Source organism: Pseudomonas putida, from assembly GCF_001941965.1.
In the GTDB taxonomy this organism is placed as follows: Bacteria; Pseudomonadota; Gammaproteobacteria; order Pseudomonadales; family Pseudomonadaceae; genus Aquipseudomonas; species Aquipseudomonas putida_L.
The window spans coordinates 155,784-172,922 of the sequence record NZ_MKZO01000036.1 but is presented as its reverse complement, the minus strand read 5'-3'; the positions used below and the strand labels follow the sequence as shown (position 1 = coordinate 172,922).

Annotated in this window: 13 protein-coding genes; 3 read left to right on the top strand and 10 right to left on the bottom strand. The window is 66.9% G+C overall.

Annotated features, from left to right (window positions below; genetic code table 11):
- The first annotated feature begins 112 nt into the window (after window positions 1-112).
- From PSEMO_RS20325 to PSEMO_RS20315, 3 genes are all read left to right on the top strand, one after another.
- A complete protein-coding gene (locus tag PSEMO_RS20325; RefSeq protein WP_075804763.1) occupies window positions 113-1,300 on the top strand; it encodes an ATP phosphoribosyltransferase regulatory subunit in 1,188 nt (395 codons plus the stop codon).
- Window positions 1,301-1,356: 56 nt separating this feature from the next.
- On the top strand, window positions 1,357-2,649 hold the full coding sequence (locus PSEMO_RS20320; RefSeq protein WP_075804762.1) for an adenylosuccinate synthase: 1,293 nt from the start codon (window positions 1,357-1,359) through the stop codon (window positions 2,647-2,649).
- Window positions 2,650-2,790: 141 nt separating this feature from the next.
- A complete protein-coding gene (locus PSEMO_RS20315; RefSeq protein ID WP_075804761.1) occupies window positions 2,791-4,725 on the top strand; it encodes a methyl-accepting chemotaxis protein in 1,935 nt (644 codons plus the stop codon).
- On the opposite strand, the gene PSEMO_RS20310 is transcribed toward PSEMO_RS20315, so the two are convergent.
- From PSEMO_RS20310 to moeB, 10 genes are all read right to left on the bottom strand, one after another.
- The gene (locus PSEMO_RS20310; RefSeq protein WP_075804760.1) at window positions 4,726-6,291 is read right to left on the bottom strand and encodes an ABC transporter permease; all 1,566 of its coding nucleotides are present in this window, start codon (window positions 6,289-6,291) and stop codon (window positions 4,726-4,728) included.
- Complete coding sequence (locus tag PSEMO_RS20305) at window positions 6,291-7,304, bottom strand: extracellular solute-binding protein (RefSeq protein ID WP_075804759.1); 1,014 nt, start codon at window positions 7,302-7,304, stop codon at window positions 6,291-6,293. Before PSEMO_RS20305 ends, PSEMO_RS20310 begins: the two co-directional genes overlap by 1 nt.
- Window positions 7,305-8,231: 927 nt before the next feature.
- Window positions 8,232-9,263, bottom strand: a complete 1,032-nt coding sequence (locus PSEMO_RS20300; RefSeq protein WP_075804758.1) for a glucuronyl hydrolase — start codon at window positions 9,261-9,263, stop codon at window positions 8,232-8,234.
- Window positions 9,247-10,425: an MFS transporter gene (locus PSEMO_RS20295; RefSeq protein WP_075804757.1), complete on the bottom strand. Its 1,179-nt coding sequence runs from the start codon at window positions 10,423-10,425 to the stop codon at window positions 9,247-9,249. The genes PSEMO_RS20300 and PSEMO_RS20295 overlap by 17 nt, the downstream gene beginning before the upstream one ends.
- Entirely contained in the window at window positions 10,422-11,585 is a 1,164-nt protein-coding gene (locus tag PSEMO_RS20290) for an acyl-CoA dehydrogenase family protein (protein WP_075804756.1), read from the bottom strand. Before PSEMO_RS20290 ends, PSEMO_RS20295 begins: the two co-directional genes overlap by 4 nt.
- A 3-nt stretch (window positions 11,586-11,588) precedes the next feature.
- The gene (locus PSEMO_RS20285; RefSeq protein WP_075804755.1) at window positions 11,589-13,238 is read right to left on the bottom strand and encodes a class I adenylate-forming enzyme family protein; all 1,650 of its coding nucleotides are present in this window, start codon (window positions 13,236-13,238) and stop codon (window positions 11,589-11,591) included.
- Complete coding sequence (locus tag PSEMO_RS20280) at window positions 13,235-15,025, bottom strand: CoA transferase (RefSeq protein ID WP_075804754.1); 1,791 nt, start codon at window positions 15,023-15,025, stop codon at window positions 13,235-13,237. Before PSEMO_RS20280 ends, PSEMO_RS20285 begins: the two co-directional genes overlap by 4 nt.
- A gap of 83 nt (window positions 15,026-15,108) precedes the next feature.
- A complete protein-coding gene (locus tag PSEMO_RS20275) occupies window positions 15,109-15,381 on the bottom strand; it encodes a MoaD/ThiS family protein (RefSeq protein WP_075804753.1) in 273 nt (90 codons plus the stop codon).
- Between the two features lie 23 nt (window positions 15,382-15,404).
- A complete protein-coding gene (locus tag PSEMO_RS20270) occupies window positions 15,405-15,815 on the bottom strand; it encodes a Mov34/MPN/PAD-1 family protein (protein ID WP_075804752.1) in 411 nt (136 codons plus the stop codon).
- A gap of 10 nt (window positions 15,816-15,825) precedes the next feature.
- A complete protein-coding gene (moeB, locus tag PSEMO_RS20265) occupies window positions 15,826-16,998 on the bottom strand; it encodes a molybdopterin-synthase adenylyltransferase MoeB (protein WP_075804751.1) in 1,173 nt (390 codons plus the stop codon).
- Between the last annotated feature and the right edge of the window lie 141 nt (window positions 16,999-17,139).

The window sequence follows — 17,139 nt, the reverse complement described above, 5'->3', positions numbered from 1 at the left end:
TCGGCACTGCGGCAACGCTGGAATCGGCGCTGCGCGGGTGATTTGCCGAGGCCTGCTTCACTCACGGCTGGGCCCGCGGGCTGGCCGCCCGGACCACAGGGGAAATGGCGTAATGGCAACGGTAGACCGCTGGCTGCTGCCAGATGGCATCGAAGAAGTACTGCCACCTGAAGCGACACGCATCGAGATCGCGCGTCGTCAGGTGTTGGATCTGTTCCAGAGCTGGGGTTACGAGTTCGTCGTGACTCCCCATATCGAGTACCTGGAATCGCTGCTCACCGGTGCCGGTCAGGACCTGGACCTGCGGACCTTCAAGGTGGTCGATCCACAGTCCGGCCGGCAGATGGGCTTCCGCGCCGACATCACGCCGCAGGTGGCGCGCATCGATGCGCACACTCTGCGCCGCGAAGGCCCGAGCCGCCTGTGCTACGCCGGCAGCGTCCTGCACGCCCAGCCGCGCGCACTGTCGACCTCGCGCAGCCCGATCCAGCTCGGTGCCGAGCTGTACGGCGACGCCAGCCCGGTCAGCGACGTGGAAGTCATCAGCCTGATGCTGGCCATGCTGCAACTGGCCGATGTGCCGGATGTGCACATGGACCTCGGCCATGTCGGTATCTACCGCGGCCTGGCCCGTGCCGCCGGCCTGTCCGGTGCGGTCGAGCAGCAGCTGTTCGATGCCCTGCAACGCAAGGCCATCGACGAAGTCATCGCCCTGACCGCCAACCTCCCGGCGGACCTGGCCGGCATGCTGCGCGCCCTGACCGAGCTGTGCGGCGGCCGCGAAGTGCTGGAAGCCGCCCGCGTGCGCCTGGGCCGTGCCCCGGCCGCCGTGCTGGCAGCGCTGGATGACCTGATGAGCATCGCCGACCGGTTGACCGCGCGTTACCCGGATCTGCCGCTGTATTTCGACCTGGGCGAGCTGCGTGGCTACCACTACCACACCGGTGTGGTGTTCGCCGCGTTCGTCCCGGGTGTCGGCCAGTCGATCGCCCAGGGCGGTCGCTACGACGACATCGGAGCTGACTTTGGCCGGGCACGCCCGGCCACCGGTTTCTCCACGGATTTGAAGACCCTGGTCACACTGGGGCGGGCAGAGGTCGTGTTGCCCACTGGCGGGATCTGGATGCCCGACAGCGTGGACGCGGCTCTGTGGCAGTTGGTCTGCCAGTTGCGCAGTGACGGTCAGCGGGTTGTGCAGGCATTGCCTGGCCAACCGCTGGCTGCCGCCATCGAGGCGGACTGCGACCGGCAATTGATTCTGCAAAACGGGCTCTGGCAGGTTCTGCCACTGGCCATCTGAGATTAGTCGCCGGCCCTCTCGCCGGCGCCAAGTTTGCGCGAATGAGGACAAGTGTTATGGGTAAGAATGTCGTAGTCCTGGGCACCCAGTGGGGTGATGAGGGCAAAGGCAAGATCGTCGATCTGCTGACCGAACATGCCGCCGCCGTAGTGCGCTACCAGGGTGGCCACAACGCCGGCCACACCCTGGTGATCGACGGTGAGAAAACCGTGCTGCACCTGATCCCGTCGGGCGTCCTGCGCGAAGGCGTGCAGTGCCTGATCGGCAACGGCGTGGTCGTCGCTCCCGACGCCCTGCTGCGTGAGATCACCAAGCTGGAAGAGAAGGGCGTCCCGGTTCGCGATCGCCTGCGCATCAGCCCGGCCTGCCCGCTGATCCTCTCCTACCACGTCGCCCTCGACCAGGCGCGCGAGAAGGCCCGTGGCGAGCAGAAGATCGGCACCACCGGTCGCGGCATCGGCCCGGCCTACGAAGACAAGGTCGCTCGTCGCGGCCTGCGCATCGGTGACCTGTTCCACCGCGAGCGTTTCGCCGCCAAGCTGGGTGAGCTGCTGGACTACCACAACTTCCAGCTGGTCAATTACTACAAGGAGCCGGCCATCGACTTCCAGGAAACCCTGGACCAGTGCATGGCCTACGCCGAAGAACTGAAGCCGATGATGCTCGACGTCACCGCCGAGCTGCACGCCCTGCGTCGCGCCGGCAAGGACATCATGTTCGAAGGCGCCCAGGGCTCGCTGCTGGACATCGACCACGGTACCTACCCGTACGTCACCAGCTCCAACACCACCGCTGGCGGTATCGCCACCGGTTCCGGCGTTGGCCCGATGTACATCGACTACATCCTCGGCATCACCAAGGCCTACACCACCCGCGTTGGTTCCGGTCCGTTCCCGACCGAACTGTTCGATGACGTCGGTGCCTACCTGGCCAAGCGTGGCCACGAGTTCGGTGCTACCACTGGCCGTGCCCGTCGTTGCGGCTGGTTCGACGCCGTCATCCTGCGTCGCGCCATCGACGTCAACAGCATCTCGGGCCTGTGCCTGACCAAGCTGGACGTACTGGACGGCCTGGAAACCATCCGCATCTGCGTGGGCTACAAGAACGAAAACGGCGCCGTCATCGACGCTCCGACCGACGCCGACAGCTACATCGGCCTGGAGCCGGTGTACGAAGAGATGCCAGGCTGGACCGAATCGACCGTGGGCGCCAAGACCCTGGAAGAGCTGCCCGCCAACGCCCGTGCCTACATCAAGCGCGTGGAAGAGCTGGTCGGTGCGCCGATCGACATCATCTCGACCGGTCCTGACCGCAACGAGACTATTGTCCTGCGTCATCCTTTCGCCTGATTTAGTCATGCGTTAAAACCAAAGGCCCCTTTTTAGGGGCCTTTGGCGTTTTTGCCCCTCCCTCACGGCACAAGCTTTGCTGTGAAATTGCCTTCAGGGATGCCATCACTGTAATGGCTCCGAAAAGCAGAGGGATTTATTGTGTCTGCCGTTATCTCATTGTTACGAAGCCGCCTCTTGCGGCCTGTCTTTGTGGCACTTGGTATCGCTCTTTTGGTGCAGGTGGTGGTTGCTGTGGTTCTGACCCGCAGCACGGTCACGGCACTGGAAGCCGATCTGGGCAAGAGTCTGGGCGCCGACAGCCAGAAACTGGCGACGGAACTGGACCAGGCCGCCAAGGAAGTCAGCTCGGGCCTGAGCAGCCTTTCCGAAAGCACCCGCCAGCGCCTGACCGCCGGTTTGTCGTCACGCCTGGAAGAGGAACAGGCGCAACTGCGCACCACCCTGGAGAAGAACCTGCGCGACTCGGCCAACGACATGGCCGAACTGCTCGCCTCGGTGGCGCCCCGGGCCATCTGGGACGTGGACGTACCGACCCTGTCGGAGTTCGCCCGCCGTGCCCAGCGCAATCCCAACGTGCTCTTCGTCGTCTATGACGATGCCCAGGGCGAACACCTGACCCGCTACCTCAACCGCCAGAACCCGATCAACCAGGCCCTGCTCGACAAGGGCAAGGGCGAACGCGCCCTCGACAAGGTGCTGGATGCCGCGCGCACTGATCCTGCGGTGTACTTCGTCGAGGCTTCGATCAACCCCAATGGCGTCGAGATCGGCAAGGTCCTGATGGGCGTTTCCACGGCTTCGGTGGACGCCGAGCTGACGGCCCTGGACAAGCGTTTCGCGGCCCTGATCGCCAGTGGCGACCAGTTGGTGGGCGACAGCCTGACCAGCGCCGCCGCCGACAGCACCAAGACCCTCCAGGCCCGCCTGCAAACCGCCCAGGGCAGCGCCCTGCAGATGAAGGCCAACACCTCGCAAAGCGTCCAGGATGCTGCGGCCACCCTGCGCTGGAGGATCGGCGCCGGTCTGGCCCTGGTCGGCTGTGGCGTGTTGCTGGTGGTTGCCGTGGTCCTCGGTCGTCGCGTGGTCAACAAGCTGCGCCTGCTGATCGCTGCACTCAACGACCTGGCCGCCGGCGAAGGCGACCTGACCAAGCGCGTGGCCATCGACAGCCGCGACGAGATCGGCGACATGGCCGCGGCAGTCAACCGCTTCGTCGACAAGCTGCAACCCATCGTCCGCGAGGCCGGCGAAGTGGCCCAGCGTACCGGCGTCGAGATCAGCAGCATGGCCCAGCGCAATGCCGGTGCCGATTCGGCGGCGGCGACCCAGCGTGACGAAGTTGCCGAAAGCCTGCGCGCCCTGTCGAGCATGGCCGACGAGGCCCAGGCGGAAAGCCGCGCGATGCAGGAAGCCCTGCAGCAAGTGGTGGATATCCGCCAGGCCACCGACGAGAACAGCCGCACCTCGGCCCAGGTCGCCAAGCTGATCGAAGCGCTGGCGGGCCAGGTGGACACCGGCTCCAAGGTGATCGAGCGCCTGGCCGAACAGAGCGAGCAGATCGAGGTGGTGCTGACCGTGATCCACGGCATCGCCGAGCAGACCAACCTGCTGGCGCTGAACGCGGCGATCGAGGCGGCGCGGGCCGGGGAGACCGGGCGCGGCTTTGCCGTGGTGGCCGACGAAGTACGGGCACTGGCGAGCAAGACGCAAAGCTCCACTGGCGATATCCAGGCCCATATCGGCGCACTGCAACAGGGTGCCAAGGAAGCGGTGGCAGCGATCAGCCAGGCCGGGCGTCAGGCCAGCGAAGGCTTGCTGGTGCTGCGTGACAACGCCCGTCTGCAACAGTCGGTGCAGGTCTCGGTGGAGCAGGTGCACGCGGCCATCGGCCTCGCCACTCGCGCAGCCGAGCAGCAGGCACAGGGGGCGCAGGCGGTACGGGGACGGGTGGAGAATATCCATGCCCAGGCCGAGCGCGCTGCCGAGGTGGTCATGCAGACCACCGCCAGCAGCAAGGTGCTCGACGACCTGGCGGCCCAGCTCAAGGCCAGCCTGGGCCAGTTCCGCGCCTGATCAGGCGCGGTTCAGGTACATCCGGGTGGTCAGCAGGTACACCGGCAACCCGGACACCAGGATCAGCAGCGCCGCATACGGCGCTGCGGCGGCGAACTCGACGTTGGCGGTATGCGCCCAGACCTCGGTGGCCAGGGTGGTCATGCCGGTGGGGCTGAGCAGCAGAGTTGCGGTCAGCTCCTTCATGGCGTCGAGGAACACCAGGGCGAAAGCCGCGGCCAGGGCCGGGAAGATGATCGGCAGGGTGATCCGGCAGAACGCCATGAAGGGCGTCGCGCCGAGGGTCCGTGCCGCTTCTTCCAGCTGGGGCGCGGCCTTGGTCAGCGCCGTGCGTACCGGCGCCTGCGCCAGCGGCAGGAACAGCAGCGCATAGGCCAGCAGCAACAGCCCCGTGGTCTGGTACATCGCCGGCACATAGTGCAGGGCGAAATACACCAGGGTCAGGGCGATCACCAATCCCGGCAGGGCGTGCAGCAGGTACGGCAGGCGCTCGGCCCAGATCGCCAGGCGGCCCTTGTAGCGCACCACCAGGAAGCTCACCGGCAAGGCCAGCAACAGGCTCACGCCGGCACCGCCCAGCGAGATCGACAGCGACGACAGCAGCGCCCGGCTGATTTCCGCCACCGGGAAGGCCGCCGACGAGCCCACGCTCAACCAGTACGCCAGCATCCCCAGGGGAATGCCGCTGCCGAGAATCGCCAGGCCCAGGCAATACACCTGGCCCACCAGCATCCAGCCACGCAGGCGGATCGGCGCACCGCGCCGGGCCACGCCCTGGCCGATGCGCACATGCCGCGCCTTGCCGCGCACCCGCAGTTCCAGCCAGAGCATCAGCAGGCACATCAGCAACAGCACGGCGGAGAGCATCGCCGCATTGGCGTTGCTGAACTCCAGTTCGAACTGCTGGTAGATCGCCGTGGTGAAGGTCTGCAGGTTGAGGATCGACAGGGCACCGAACTCCACCAGCATATGCAGGGCGATCAGCAGGCTGCCGCCGAGGATCGACGGCCACAGCAGCGGCAGGGTGACCCGGCGGAAAACCGCCCAGCGGTTGCAGCCCATGGTCCGCGCCGACTCCTCCAGGGAGCTGTCGAGGTTGCGCAGGGTCGCCGCCACCGGCAGGAACACCAGCGGATACTTGGACAGGCTCATCACCAGGATCGCCCCCCACAGCCCTTCGAATTTCGGGCTCAGGGACACCCAGGTAAAGCCGCTGACGAAGGACGGCACGGCAAATGGCAGGCAGAGGATCACGCCCCACAGGCGGCGCCCCGGGAGGTCGCTGCGCTCCAGCAGCCAGGCCAGGGACAGGCCGACCACCGCACAGGCGACCGTGACCCCGACCATCAGCAGCAGGGTGTTGCGCATCAGGCCCCAGACGAAGGGCCGCCAGATCAGGCGCAGGGCCTCGTGCCAGCCGGCTTCCCAGGTCTTCATCGCCACGTACAGCAGCGGCAGCAGGCTCAGCCCCACCAGCAGCAGGACCGGCAGCACCACCCACACCGACGGGCGCTTGCGTCGCGGGACGAAGCCGGTGTTCAAACCAGCGGGAAGCGCGGCGCTCATCAGAGCAGGCCGACTTCGCGTTCGAGTTCCAGCGCTTCCTCGGCATTACCCAGGTCGGCCGGGGTGATCTTCGGCGGACGCAGGTCCTCGAATGGCTTCAGGCCCTGGTCGGAGACCATGCCCTTGTGCAGCGGGTACTCGGCGGTGGTCTGGGTGATCACGCGCTGGCCTTCTTCGCTGGCCATCCAGGCAAGCAGGGCCTGGGCTTCCTTCGGATGCTTGCTGGCCTTCACCGCAGCGGCGCTGGAGATGGTCATCAGGCCGCCGACATCGCCGTCCGCCAGGTAGTAGAGTTTGGAATCGAGCTGGCCGCGTTCCTTCTTCAGGGCGTACCAGTAGTAGTTGTTCACCAGCACGGCGGCGACTTCACCGTTTTCCACGGCCTTCAGGGCGACCATGTTGTTGGTGTAGGTCTTGCCGAAGGCCTTCAGGCCGGTCAGCCATTCCTCGGCGGCTTCACGACCGTGGAGTTTCAGGATGGCCACGGCCTGTTCCTGGAAGGCACCGCTGGTGGGGACGAAACCGATCTTGCCGTCCCACTCGGGGTCGGCGAAGTCCATGACCGATTGCGGCAGGTCTTTCTCGTCGATCTTCTTCGGGTTGAAGGCGACCACGCGGGTACGGGCGGTCACACCCATCCAGCTGCCGTTGGCGGCGACGAATTCCTTGGGCAGGACGTCCAGGGTGGATTGGTCGATGGTTGCCAGCAGGCCCAGTTCGCCGAGGTTGTTCAGCGGTGGCGATTCCTCGGTGTAGATCACGTCGGCGGGGGAGCGCTCGCCTTCCTCGATGATCTGGCTGGCCAACTGGTTGCTGCTGCCCTTGCGGATATTGATATGGATACCGGTCTTGGCCTCGTAGGCCTTGGCGATGGCCTCGCCGATTTCCTTGTGCTGGCCGTTGTAGAGCGTCAGGGTCACCGGATCGGCGGCCAGCGCGGCGGGTGCGCCGAGCACCAGGCCGAGAAGGGAAACGGCCAGGCCGCGCAAAATCGGGTTACTGCGAATCGTCATGCGGGTCAATCCTCGCTTGCGGCTACATATTTGGAAACAATGGTAAACGAAATTGTTTCTCAAGTGGCCCCATGGCGGGAATTTCATAAGCTAACTATCGGATTTCTGCTCGATCGAAAGGACACCGCCGCACCTTGTGGGAGCTGGCTTGCCAGCGATTTGGCCGGATCTGGCAACCCTTTTGCCCCTGCCGGCCTCATCGCTGGCAAGCCAGCTCCCACAGGGTCCAGGTCATGCCTGGGCTCAGTGACAGGCTGAGACTCTGCTGGGGACAAGCCCAGGTCTCATGGGCTGGCCCAATAACCTGTGGGAGCTGGCTTGCCAGCGATTTGGCCGGATCTGGCAACCCTTTTGCCCCTGCTGGCCTCATCGCTGGCAAGCCAGCTCCCACAATGTCCGGGTCAGGCCTGGGTTCAGTGACAGGCTGAGGTTCTGCTGGGGACAAGCCCAGGTGTCATGGGCTGGCCCAATACCCTGTGGGAGCTGGCTTGCCAGCGATTTGGCCGGATCTGGCAACCCTTTTGCCCCTGCTGGCCTCATCGCTGGCAAGCCAGCTCCCACAATGTCCGGGTCAGGCCTGGGTTCAGTGACAGGCTGAGGTTCTGCTGGGGACAAGCCCAGGTGTCATGGGCTGACCCAATACCCTGTGGGAGCTGGCTTGCCAGCGATTTGGCCGGATCTGACAACCCTTTTGCCCCTGCTGACCTCATCGCTGGCAAGCCAGCTCCCACAGTGTCCGGGTCAGGACTGGGTTCAGTGGCAGGCTGAGAATCTGCAGGGGACAAGCCCAGGTGTCATGGGCTGGCCCAATACCCTGTGGGAGCTGGCTTGCCAGCGATTTGGCCGGATCTGACAACCCTTTTGTCCCTGCCGGCCTCATCGCTGGCAAGCCAGCTCCCACAGGGTTTTGTGGTGTCTCGGGGAGTGTTACCACCCGGCGATTCCACCTTGCGCCGCCATCACCTGATCCTGGGTCAACAATGCCTCCACCAGAAAGAACGTCGCACAGGCCGATTCCACCATCTGCTCCTGATCCGCCCCGGTCCGGTAGTAGTGCCCGACAAAGCACCCCTGCTGCACCTCAAGCGACATCAACCCCTCAAGCTGCTTGAACGCCAGCTCCCGCCATTCATTCATCCCCGGCAGGCACTGCCACAGCCGCAGCAGCGCCAGGGAGGCGATGGCCACGGCGCAAGGGTCGGCATCCCCCATGCCCTTGCCCCAGCGTTTCAACCAATAGGCACACGCCTCCCGCGCCGGCGCCGCATAGGCGCCGCCATACAACCCCACCGCTTCAGCCAGCCCGAGCATCGCCCAGGCCTGCCCACGCGCCCATTCACCGGCCGGGCCACGACTGACGCGGCCGTCCTCATCAAGCTGCGCATGGCTCGCCCAAGCACCACCTTCCCCACGCAAGGTGCGCAGGCACAGCTCCAGATGACTGCGGCCCATCTCGCGCTGGTCCGCCTGCAGATGCATCAGCGCCAGGGTCGGCGCCAGGGCATCGATATTCAGGGTCGCATGCCCGCTGTCGCCACCACCCATGCCGGGGCCCAGCGGCCAGCCGCCGATATCCGGGCGATAATCCCGGGCCAGGGTGTCGGCGGCACGCAAGGCCAGCTCCCGTGCCGATTGATCCTGGGCCAGCCGCCCGCCAAAGGCGGCGCCGTACCAGAACACGAAACTGCGGTTCAGGCTCGGTTCGTCCAGTTGCGCCACCAACTGGCGACTCCAGAACGCGGCCTGATCCAGGTCCTCGCTGAGCTCGGTGTACGCCGCCCGCCGCCACCACAGCCCGGCCCAGAAACCACCCAGCCACGAGCCGCGCCGCGAGAGTTTCCATTTGCGCTCCCGGGGCAGACGATACAGCGGGAACTGCTCGCCGCACTGCCGGGAAATGCTGTCGAGTTGCTTGAACAGGGCGTTGACCACCGCCTGACGTTTACGCTGTGCCGGCATGGGGGCGGCTCTCCTCGGTGCGACGGGCGCGGTACAGGTTGCGGCACAGGATGGCGCCGACACACAGGGCGAACAGCAGCAGCGTCCACGCCGCGGCGAACCCACCCGGCTGGCGCAACAACATGCCGAACAGCGGCGGGCCCACGGCGATACCGCCGAAGAAGCCCAGCGACAACATCCCCGCACTGCTGGCGACGCCACCGAAGCGCGCATCACGCAGCAGCATGCTCATGGCCACGGCATTGCTCGCCACCAGGCTCAGGCCCATGCCGATCACTCCCAGCCACAGCGGCAGATGGTTGTTGCCCGACGCCTGCTGCATCACCAGCAGGGTGCCCAGGGCAAACAGGAACAGCCCGCCGAGCAGCACCGTCTCATCATTCAGACGTGCCCCCAGCGGGGTCAGCAACAGGCGCGAGGCAATGCCCATCAGGCCGAAGCAACTGACCATCAGGCCGATGCTGGAAGGGCTGACGCCAAGGCTGCTGGCATAGACGCCGAAGAAGGTGATGAACGACGACAGGCACAACCCGGCACAGGCCTGGATCGCCATCAGCCGCAGCAGCCAGCCATTGGCCGAGGCCAAACGCAACGGCGGACGGGCGCCCGCAGCTGGCGCGGCGATTCGCAGTGGTACCCACAAGGCCAGCAACAACGCCACCGGCACCCAGCAAGCCAGCGCCAGGCGCCAGCCCAGCCAGGCACTCAACGCCGGCAGCGCCAGCCCGGCAATCAGTGCCGAGAGTTGCACCCCGGCCTGCTTCAGTCCGACCAGCGCTGCCTTCGGCGCATCGGCCGTCTGCGCGATCGCCTGGTTGGTCGCCGGATTGGCCAGGGCCTGGGCCACCCCGCAGAACGACAGGGCGATCACCACGCCGACGAAGCCGGGCAACACCGCCATCAGGCTGAACGACAGCGCCACCAGCAGGAACAACGCCAGCAGCCCGTTGCGCGAACCGATCCGCGCCACCAGCGCCCCGGCCCAGGGCGACAGCAGCGCCGCCAGGCCGAAGGCGCTGGTGGTCAGCCAGCCGAGGTGCTCGCGGTCGATGCCAAGGTCGGCGATCAGTTGCGGGCCGAGCACGCCGAGGGCGTAGAAGATCATCATCGGCAGGCCCATGGCGCAGGTCAGCAGGGCAGCCAGGGCGGCGTGCTTTTTCATGGGTTCACCTTGCCGGGTGCTGTAGCGGCCAGCAGGTCGCGGCCCAGGGTGCTGATCAGCGCATCGTCGGTGCCGTCGAGGATGTGCGTGGTGCGCGCATGCCGGTAGATGCCCGACAGCGGCGACAGCTCGCTCAGGCCCTCGGCGCCCATGATCTGTATCGCCGAATCCACCGCAGCGGACAGCGCATCCGACGCCGCCAGCTTGGCCAGGTTGACCTCGATGGCATTGGGCAGACCCGCGTCGAACTTCTCCGCCGCCTCCCGCAGCAGGCCACGGGCGGAAGCGATATCGCGATACACCTGATAGATCCGCCCGCGCACCAGTTGCTTGTCGCTCAATCGCGCCAGTTCGCCGCGCGGCGAATGCACCCGCGCGCACAGATCATCGAAGCAGCGCTGGGCCAGCCCCAGCCAGTGCGCGGCGCGCAGCAGGCGGCCGAGGCCGAGGCGACGCTGCATCAAGGCGATGCCCTGTCCGGGCTCGCCGAGCACCTGCCGCGCCTCGACCCGCACATTGTCGAAGTGCAATTCACCCTGACCCTGCTGGCGACCCAGCAAGGCCAATGGCCGGACGAAGCGGAAACCGGGGCTGTCGCTCGGCACCAGCAACATCGACAGCGCTGCACCGACCGCGCCGTCGCCGGTGCGGGTGATCACCGTGGCGAAGTCGGCCCGGGCGGCGCGGCAGATAAACCACTTGCGCCCGTTCAGCCGCCAGTGATCGCCGTGCCAGTCGGCCCGGCACTGCATGGTTGCCGGGATCGAGCCGATGCTGTCCGGCTCGGACATGGCATAGCAAGGCACCGACTCGCCGCGCAGCAGCGGCAGCAGGAACGCCTCGCGTTGCTCCGGGCTGGCATGGCGGTCGAGCATCCAGGTGTCGAGGGTGGCATCGCAGCCGAGGATCGCCGGGGCGAATTCGCTACGGCCTTCCTCGGCGGCCACTGCCAGGTAGTCGCTCAGGCGGGTGATCGGGCTGCCCGGATAGAAACTGCCGAACAGCCCGATGGCCTGGGCCTTGACCTGCAACTCGGCGGCCAGCACGGCGGCCGCCTGGTCGTAGGCACCCAGCTCCAGCTCGCGGGGCAGGATATGTTGCTCGACGAAGGCGCGGACCCGCCGCGCCAGGTCGATTGCTTCAGGGGATGGGTTGCTCATGGCTCAGCCCACCTGGCGCACGGCTTCACCGAGGCCGGCGGCATCGGCGGCGAGGGCGCGCTTGTCGATCTTGCCCGCCGGGGTCAGCGGCAGGTGACGGTAGTAGCGCAGGTACTCCGGCAGCTTGTTCACCTCCAGGCCCTGCTCGCGCAGGAACGCGGTGATATCCGCCAGGGCGAACTTCGCCGCGCCTTCGCGCAGGGTTACGCACAGGCACACGCGCTGGCCGAGGTCGGCATCCGGCACCGGTACGCAGGCCACGGTGACCACGTCCGGGTGGCCCATCACCAGGCCTTCGATCTGCACCGGGCTGATGTTGGCGCCGCCGCGAATGATGATGTCCTTCTTGCGCCCGGCCAGTACCAGATAGCCTTGCGGATCGATGAAACCGAGGTCGCCGGTCTTCACCCAGCCTTCGCCGTCGCGATAGCGCTCGTCCAGCTCCGGTGCGTTGACGTACTGCATCGGGCTCAGCGGCCCGCGCGCGGTGATCTCGCCGACATCGCCGTGGGGCAGCTCGCGGCCGAGGTCATCGACGATGCGGATCTCGCACACCGCCGGGTTCGGTTTGCCGACACTGTTGAGCACCACGTCGAGCGGGTCGTCGAGGGTGTTGTGGCAGTTCACCCCATCAGCCGAACCGTACAGGCTGATAAAGCCGCAACCGAAGTGCTCGGTGCAACGCAGCACCGTGGCTTCGTCGATCAGCGAACCACCGCAGATCAGGCCGCGCAGGCTGGACTTGTCAATCTCGGCCAGGGCCGGCTCGGCGGCGATGCGCTGGAGCATGGTCGGCACGCCGAGGATGAAGCTCGGGCGCAGCGCCTCGATGGCCTTGATCGCCTCGCCCACATCGAAGCGCGGCAGCACCACCAGCGAGCCGCCGAGCCAGCACAGCACGCCGAAAGTGGCGGTGGAGCCGAACGACGAGCCCAGCGGCACCAGGTACAGGCCACGGAATTCGGCGCCGTCGCTGCTGATGCGTTGCAGGAAGCGGCCACGGCCACCGACCAGGGCGTTGTGCGAGTAGGCCACCAGCTTGGGCTCGGACTCGGTGCCGGAAGACACCAGCAGGCGTACCGGCGAATCCGGGCAGACCTTGGGCAGGCTGGCGAGATCGATCGGCGCGGCGTCCAGCAGGCCATCGAGGGTCGACCAGCCGGCGCGAGGCTCGCCGTCGACGATCAGGATGCGCAGCGACAGCAGGGTCGGGCGCAGCGACTCGATCACTTCGCACAGGTCGATGCCGGCGTACTCCTGCGGCACGATCACCGCCCGGGCATCGCAGCGGCGTACCAGCGACTGGATATCCAGCTTGCCGCGACCCGGCGGGAAGGGCGCGACGATAGCGCCCAGCGCGGCCACCGCCAGGTCGATGGCGCAGCAGCGCCAGGTGTTGCTCAGTTGGTAGGCCACCACATCGCCGGCGACGATCCCGGCCTGGCGCAGGCTGGCGGCTATGCGCAGGGCGGCGTCGAGCAGTTCGGCGTAGCTGACGTTGCCTTCCGGCGACAGTACTGCGGCCTTGTCCGGCGCCTCGGCGGCGCGCTGGCGGAACAGGCCGAAGACATCCTGGTTGGGATAGCTGCCGTCTTCGCTCCAGCGACGACGGGTGTGCAGGGGGACGAGATCAATGATGCCGGCAGTATTCATAGGAAACTCCACGGAGATTGAACAGCGCGGTAGGCGCGTTGGGACAGGCTCGGGGCCAGGCGCGGATCGGCGGCGAGCAGGGCGAGGTCTTCATGGGCGGTGCTGGCGGGAATGCCGGCGGCGAGGCAGGCGTCCAGCCAGCGCGCGCTGGTCTGTCCGGCGAGGCTGCCGGAGTGGGCTTCGCCGCCGAGCAGGCGGGTCAGGGCCTGGTGCTGCTGGCGGGTCTGGCAGTCGAGGGCGAGTACGCCGTCGGCGGTGTTGAACAGCCCTTGCAGCAGGGACGGCGAAGGCTCGTCGCAGCGGCTGTCGAGGAGCAGGTCGGCGGCGCCCAGCAGCGAGCTGTGCAGCGCCGCGCCGTGACCGTGCAGCTCGCGGTCGAGCAGCGCGGCGCAGATGCCCTGGGTGCTGACCACGCCGCCGAGTACGTCGAGGGCGGTGAACAGGGTGCCGCCGCGGGTACCCGAAGCAGCGGCAATGCGCGAGGCGAAACCGGACCAGGCCTGCACGGTGAAGTCGGTCCCTGGTGCATTGACCGCAGCATCGCCCCAACCGCCGGCATAGGCGTGGATCAGCGCCGGCTGGGTGGCATGCAGGTCGGCCGCATCCAGTTGCAGCTCGGCGGCCTTGCCCGGTGCCCAGTTGTGCAGGAACACATCGGCGTCGCGGCACAGGGCATGGATCTCGGCACGGCCGGCGACGGACTTGATATCCACCTCGCGCACGTCCTTCAGATGATTCAGCGCATCGAAGCGCACCGAGCAGCCATCGGCGCACGGCGGCATAGTGCGCAGCGGATCACCGCCCGGCGGTTCCAAACGGATGACCTCGGCGCCGAGCAACGACAGCAGATGCCCGGCCAGCGGACCCTGGATGCGCCGGCAGGATTCGAGCACGCGGATGCCTTCCAGGGGCAGGCGCACGGGCGCTGTACGGCGCGGCGCGTGGGCGGCGCTGCCGCGCTGGATCTGCCACGGGCTGGCGGCACTGGCCGGGTAGTCGCTGTCGGCGTGGCGCTGCGCCGGATCACGCACCGGCACCAGGGCCACGCCACACTCGGCGGCAACCGCCTGGATACGCGCCAGCGGCAGGCCGGCCAGGGCGTCCAGGCACTCGGCCGGCATCGGCGCGACAGCGCGGGCATAGCGCAGGAGGAAGCGTTGCCAGGCCTTGCCGGCAATCGCGTCGCTGACCCCGAGGGCATTCCAGAATTGCCGCCACGGGTGACTGTCGAGGGTTTCCAGTTCGAACAGCACGCCATCGGCAGACAGGAACGGCGGCCGGGCCAGGGCATCGTCGGTGCCCGGTAGCAACTGCTCGGCGTCTTCCGGCGCAGTGGCCCCGGCGAGGTACTGGCCGATGCTCAGCAGCGCGCCGGCGGCGGGTTGCAGGGTCACCTCATGGAAACGCCCGCCGCGCAACTGGCCGACGGCAGCGGCGAAGCTGCCTTGCCAGGCCAGGGCGGCGTTGAGGGTGGCGAGATAATTCACGCCCAGGACCTGGAGCCTGCCACTGGCGCGGCCGTGCACCGACATGAGACCGCAGGCGGCCTGGAGCGTGAATTCGGTGGACAGCTCCAGGGGCAGCGCCGGCAAGCCGGTGAAGCGGGTCTGGAGCGGTTGCAGATCGGGGTGCATCAGTTGCAGCGTCGGACCGTCGGGCGCGCCATCGGCGTGGCGCAGGCCGAGGCACTCGCCCTGGCGTTGCAGGGCGGCGCTCAGGCTCTGCCAGGCGGGCAGGCAGGGGCCGCTGCGCCAGCTCAGGCCGGCGGCATCCAGGAGTCGGGACATGGGGAAGCACCTTGGGTGGAACGGTGAGTCGGAAAGCCGGTGGAACGGTGTCGCGAGCGAACCCGCGACACGGCACGCGGGACTCAGCCGCCGGCGACGGCCGGCAGGACGGTCAGCTTGGCGCCCGGTGCAACGCTGGTGGCGAGGCCGGCGGCGAAGCGGATGTCATCGTCATTGACGTAGATATTGACGAAGCGGTGCACCTCGTCCTGGTGCACCAGCCGCGCCTTGATGCCCGGGTAGCGGCTGTCGAGGTGGTCGATGATGTGGCGCACCGTCTCGCCCTGGGCCTCGACCTTCTTCTGCCCCTCGGTGAGTGGACGCAGCAGGGTTGGAACCATGACTGAAACCGACATGTGAATCTCCTTTGGTTGATGTCTCATTCCTGGATGGACAGCTGTTCTTCGAACACGCGGCCTTCGACGATGCGGAAGCTGCGGGCCCGGTGCCTGGCCTCGGGCCAGGTCGAGAGGATCAGGTAATGCACGTCCGGATCCTGGGCGTGGGCGATGTCTTCGCGACTGGGCCAGGCCTCGCTCGCGGTGTGCGAGTGGTAGAGCACGCGGCACTCCTCGTCGCGCTCGTCCAGTTCGTTCCACACCTTCAGTTGCTCGCGGGGATCGAAGCTGAACCAGATTTCCGAGGCGGCCTGGTTGCGCATCGGGATCACCCGGCTGGCGAGCGTTTCCGCGCAGGGTGCGGCGATCACGCCGCAGGCTTCGAGGGGATGCTCCCGGGCCGCCTGGCGCTGGATCTGCTCCAGCGCCGCGCGGGTGATGCGCAGGGCCATGGCCGTGTCCTCAGTAGGTCGGCAGGGCCGGCTCGACGTCGCGAACCCAGGCCAGCACACCGCCTTCGAGGTTGCGCACCTTGTCCAGGCCGAGCTTGCGCAGGTCGCTGGAGACTGCCTGGGAGCGCATACCCGATTTGCAGGTGATGACCAGCTCGGTGTCGTGACCAAAGCGCTCGATGATCTGCTGCGCGACCTCGGCGGACTTGGGCATCAGCAGCGCGCCTTCGATGCGCACGATGTCCCATTCGGTCTGCTCGCGGACGTCGATGATCACCGGGGCCTTGCCGCCATCCTTGAGCGACTTCAGTTGCAGCGCGCTGATCAGCGGCACGCTGTTGTCGTTGGCCGGCGAAGGACGGTTCAGGCCGCAGAAGCTCTGGTAGTCGGACAGCGCGGTGACCGCCGCGCGTTGCGGCAGGCGGCGGATCGGCAGTTCGCGGTAGCTCATGTCCAGGGCGTCGTAGACCATCAGGCGGCCCAGCAGCGGATCGCCGATACCGACCAGCAGCTTGATCGCCTCGGTGGCCATGATCGACGCGATGGCGGCGCAGAGCACGCCGAGCACGCCGCCTTCGGCGCAGGACGGCGCCAGTTCCGGCGGTGGTGGCTCGGGGTAGAGGTCGCGGTAGTTGAGGCCGCGTCCGTCCGGCGCGCTTTCCCAGAACACCGAGGCCTGGCCTTCGAAGCGGAAGATCGAGCCCCAGACGTAGGGCTTGTTCGCCAGGATGCAGGCGTCGTTGACCAGGTAGCGGGTGGCGAAATTGTCGGTGCCGTCGAGGATCAGGTCATAGCGCGAGAACAGCTCCACGGCCATGTCCGGTTCCAGGCGGTCGCTGTGGGCGATCACTTTCACCAACGGGTTGAGACGGGCGATGGCCTGGCGGGCGCTTTCCACTTTCAGTTCGCCGATGCTGTCGACGGTGTGGATCACCTGGCGTTGCAGGTTGGACTCGTCGACCCGGTCGAAGTCGATCACCCCGAGGGTGCCGACGCCGGCGGCGGCGAGGTAGAGCAGGGTCGGCGAACCGAGGCCGCCGGCGCCGATCACCAGCACCCTGGCGTTCTTCAGGCGGCGTTGTCCGGTCACGCCCATATTGGGGATCAGCAGGTGGCGGCTGTAGCGGTTCACTTCCTCGCGACTCAGCTCGGCACCGGGTTCTACCAGCGGCGGTAAGGTCATATCGCTTTCTTCCATTCAGTAGATACGAACTGGAATTATTTTCAAATGTGACAGGCGAGGATTCAATGGGGTGGGGGAGGGGATTCGTATGGGAAAGCGTGGAAAAGGTATGAGATCTGTTGTGGCTGTACCGGCCTCATC

Coding starts and splice junctions, on each gene's coding strand:
- PSEMO_RS20285 (WP_075804755.1), bottom strand. CDS start 13,238: ATGAATACTGCCGGCATCATTGATCTCGTCCCCCTGCACACCCGTCGT.
- PSEMO_RS20280 (WP_075804754.1), bottom strand. CDS start 15,025: ATGTCCCGACTCCTGGATGCCGCCGGCCTGAGCTGGCGCAGCGGCCCC.
- PSEMO_RS20320 (WP_075804762.1), top strand. CDS start 1,357: ATGGGTAAGAATGTCGTAGTCCTGGGCACCCAGTGGGGTGATGAGGGC.
- PSEMO_RS20290 (WP_075804756.1), bottom strand. CDS start 11,585: ATGAGCAACCCATCCCCTGAAGCAATCGACCTGGCGCGGCGGGTCCGC.
- moeB (WP_075804751.1), bottom strand. CDS start 16,998: ATGACCTTACCGCCGCTGGTAGAACCCGGTGCCGAGCTGAGTCGCGAG.
- PSEMO_RS20270 (WP_075804752.1), bottom strand. CDS start 15,815: ATGGCCCTGCGCATCACCCGCGCGGCGCTGGAGCAGATCCAGCGCCAG.
- PSEMO_RS20295 (WP_075804757.1), bottom strand. CDS start 10,425: ATGAAAAAGCACGCCGCCCTGGCTGCCCTGCTGACCTGCGCCATGGGC.
- PSEMO_RS20275 (WP_075804753.1), bottom strand. CDS start 15,381: ATGTCGGTTTCAGTCATGGTTCCAACCCTGCTGCGTCCACTCACCGAG.
- PSEMO_RS20300 (WP_075804758.1), bottom strand. CDS start 9,263: ATGCCGGCACAGCGTAAACGTCAGGCGGTGGTCAACGCCCTGTTCAAG.
- PSEMO_RS20310 (WP_075804760.1), bottom strand. CDS start 6,291: ATGAGCGCCGCGCTTCCCGCTGGTTTGAACACCGGCTTCGTCCCGCGA.
- PSEMO_RS20325 (WP_075804763.1), top strand. CDS start 113: ATGGCAACGGTAGACCGCTGGCTGCTGCCAGATGGCATCGAAGAAGTA.
- PSEMO_RS20305 (WP_075804759.1), bottom strand. CDS start 7,304: ATGACGATTCGCAGTAACCCGATTTTGCGCGGCCTGGCCGTTTCCCTT.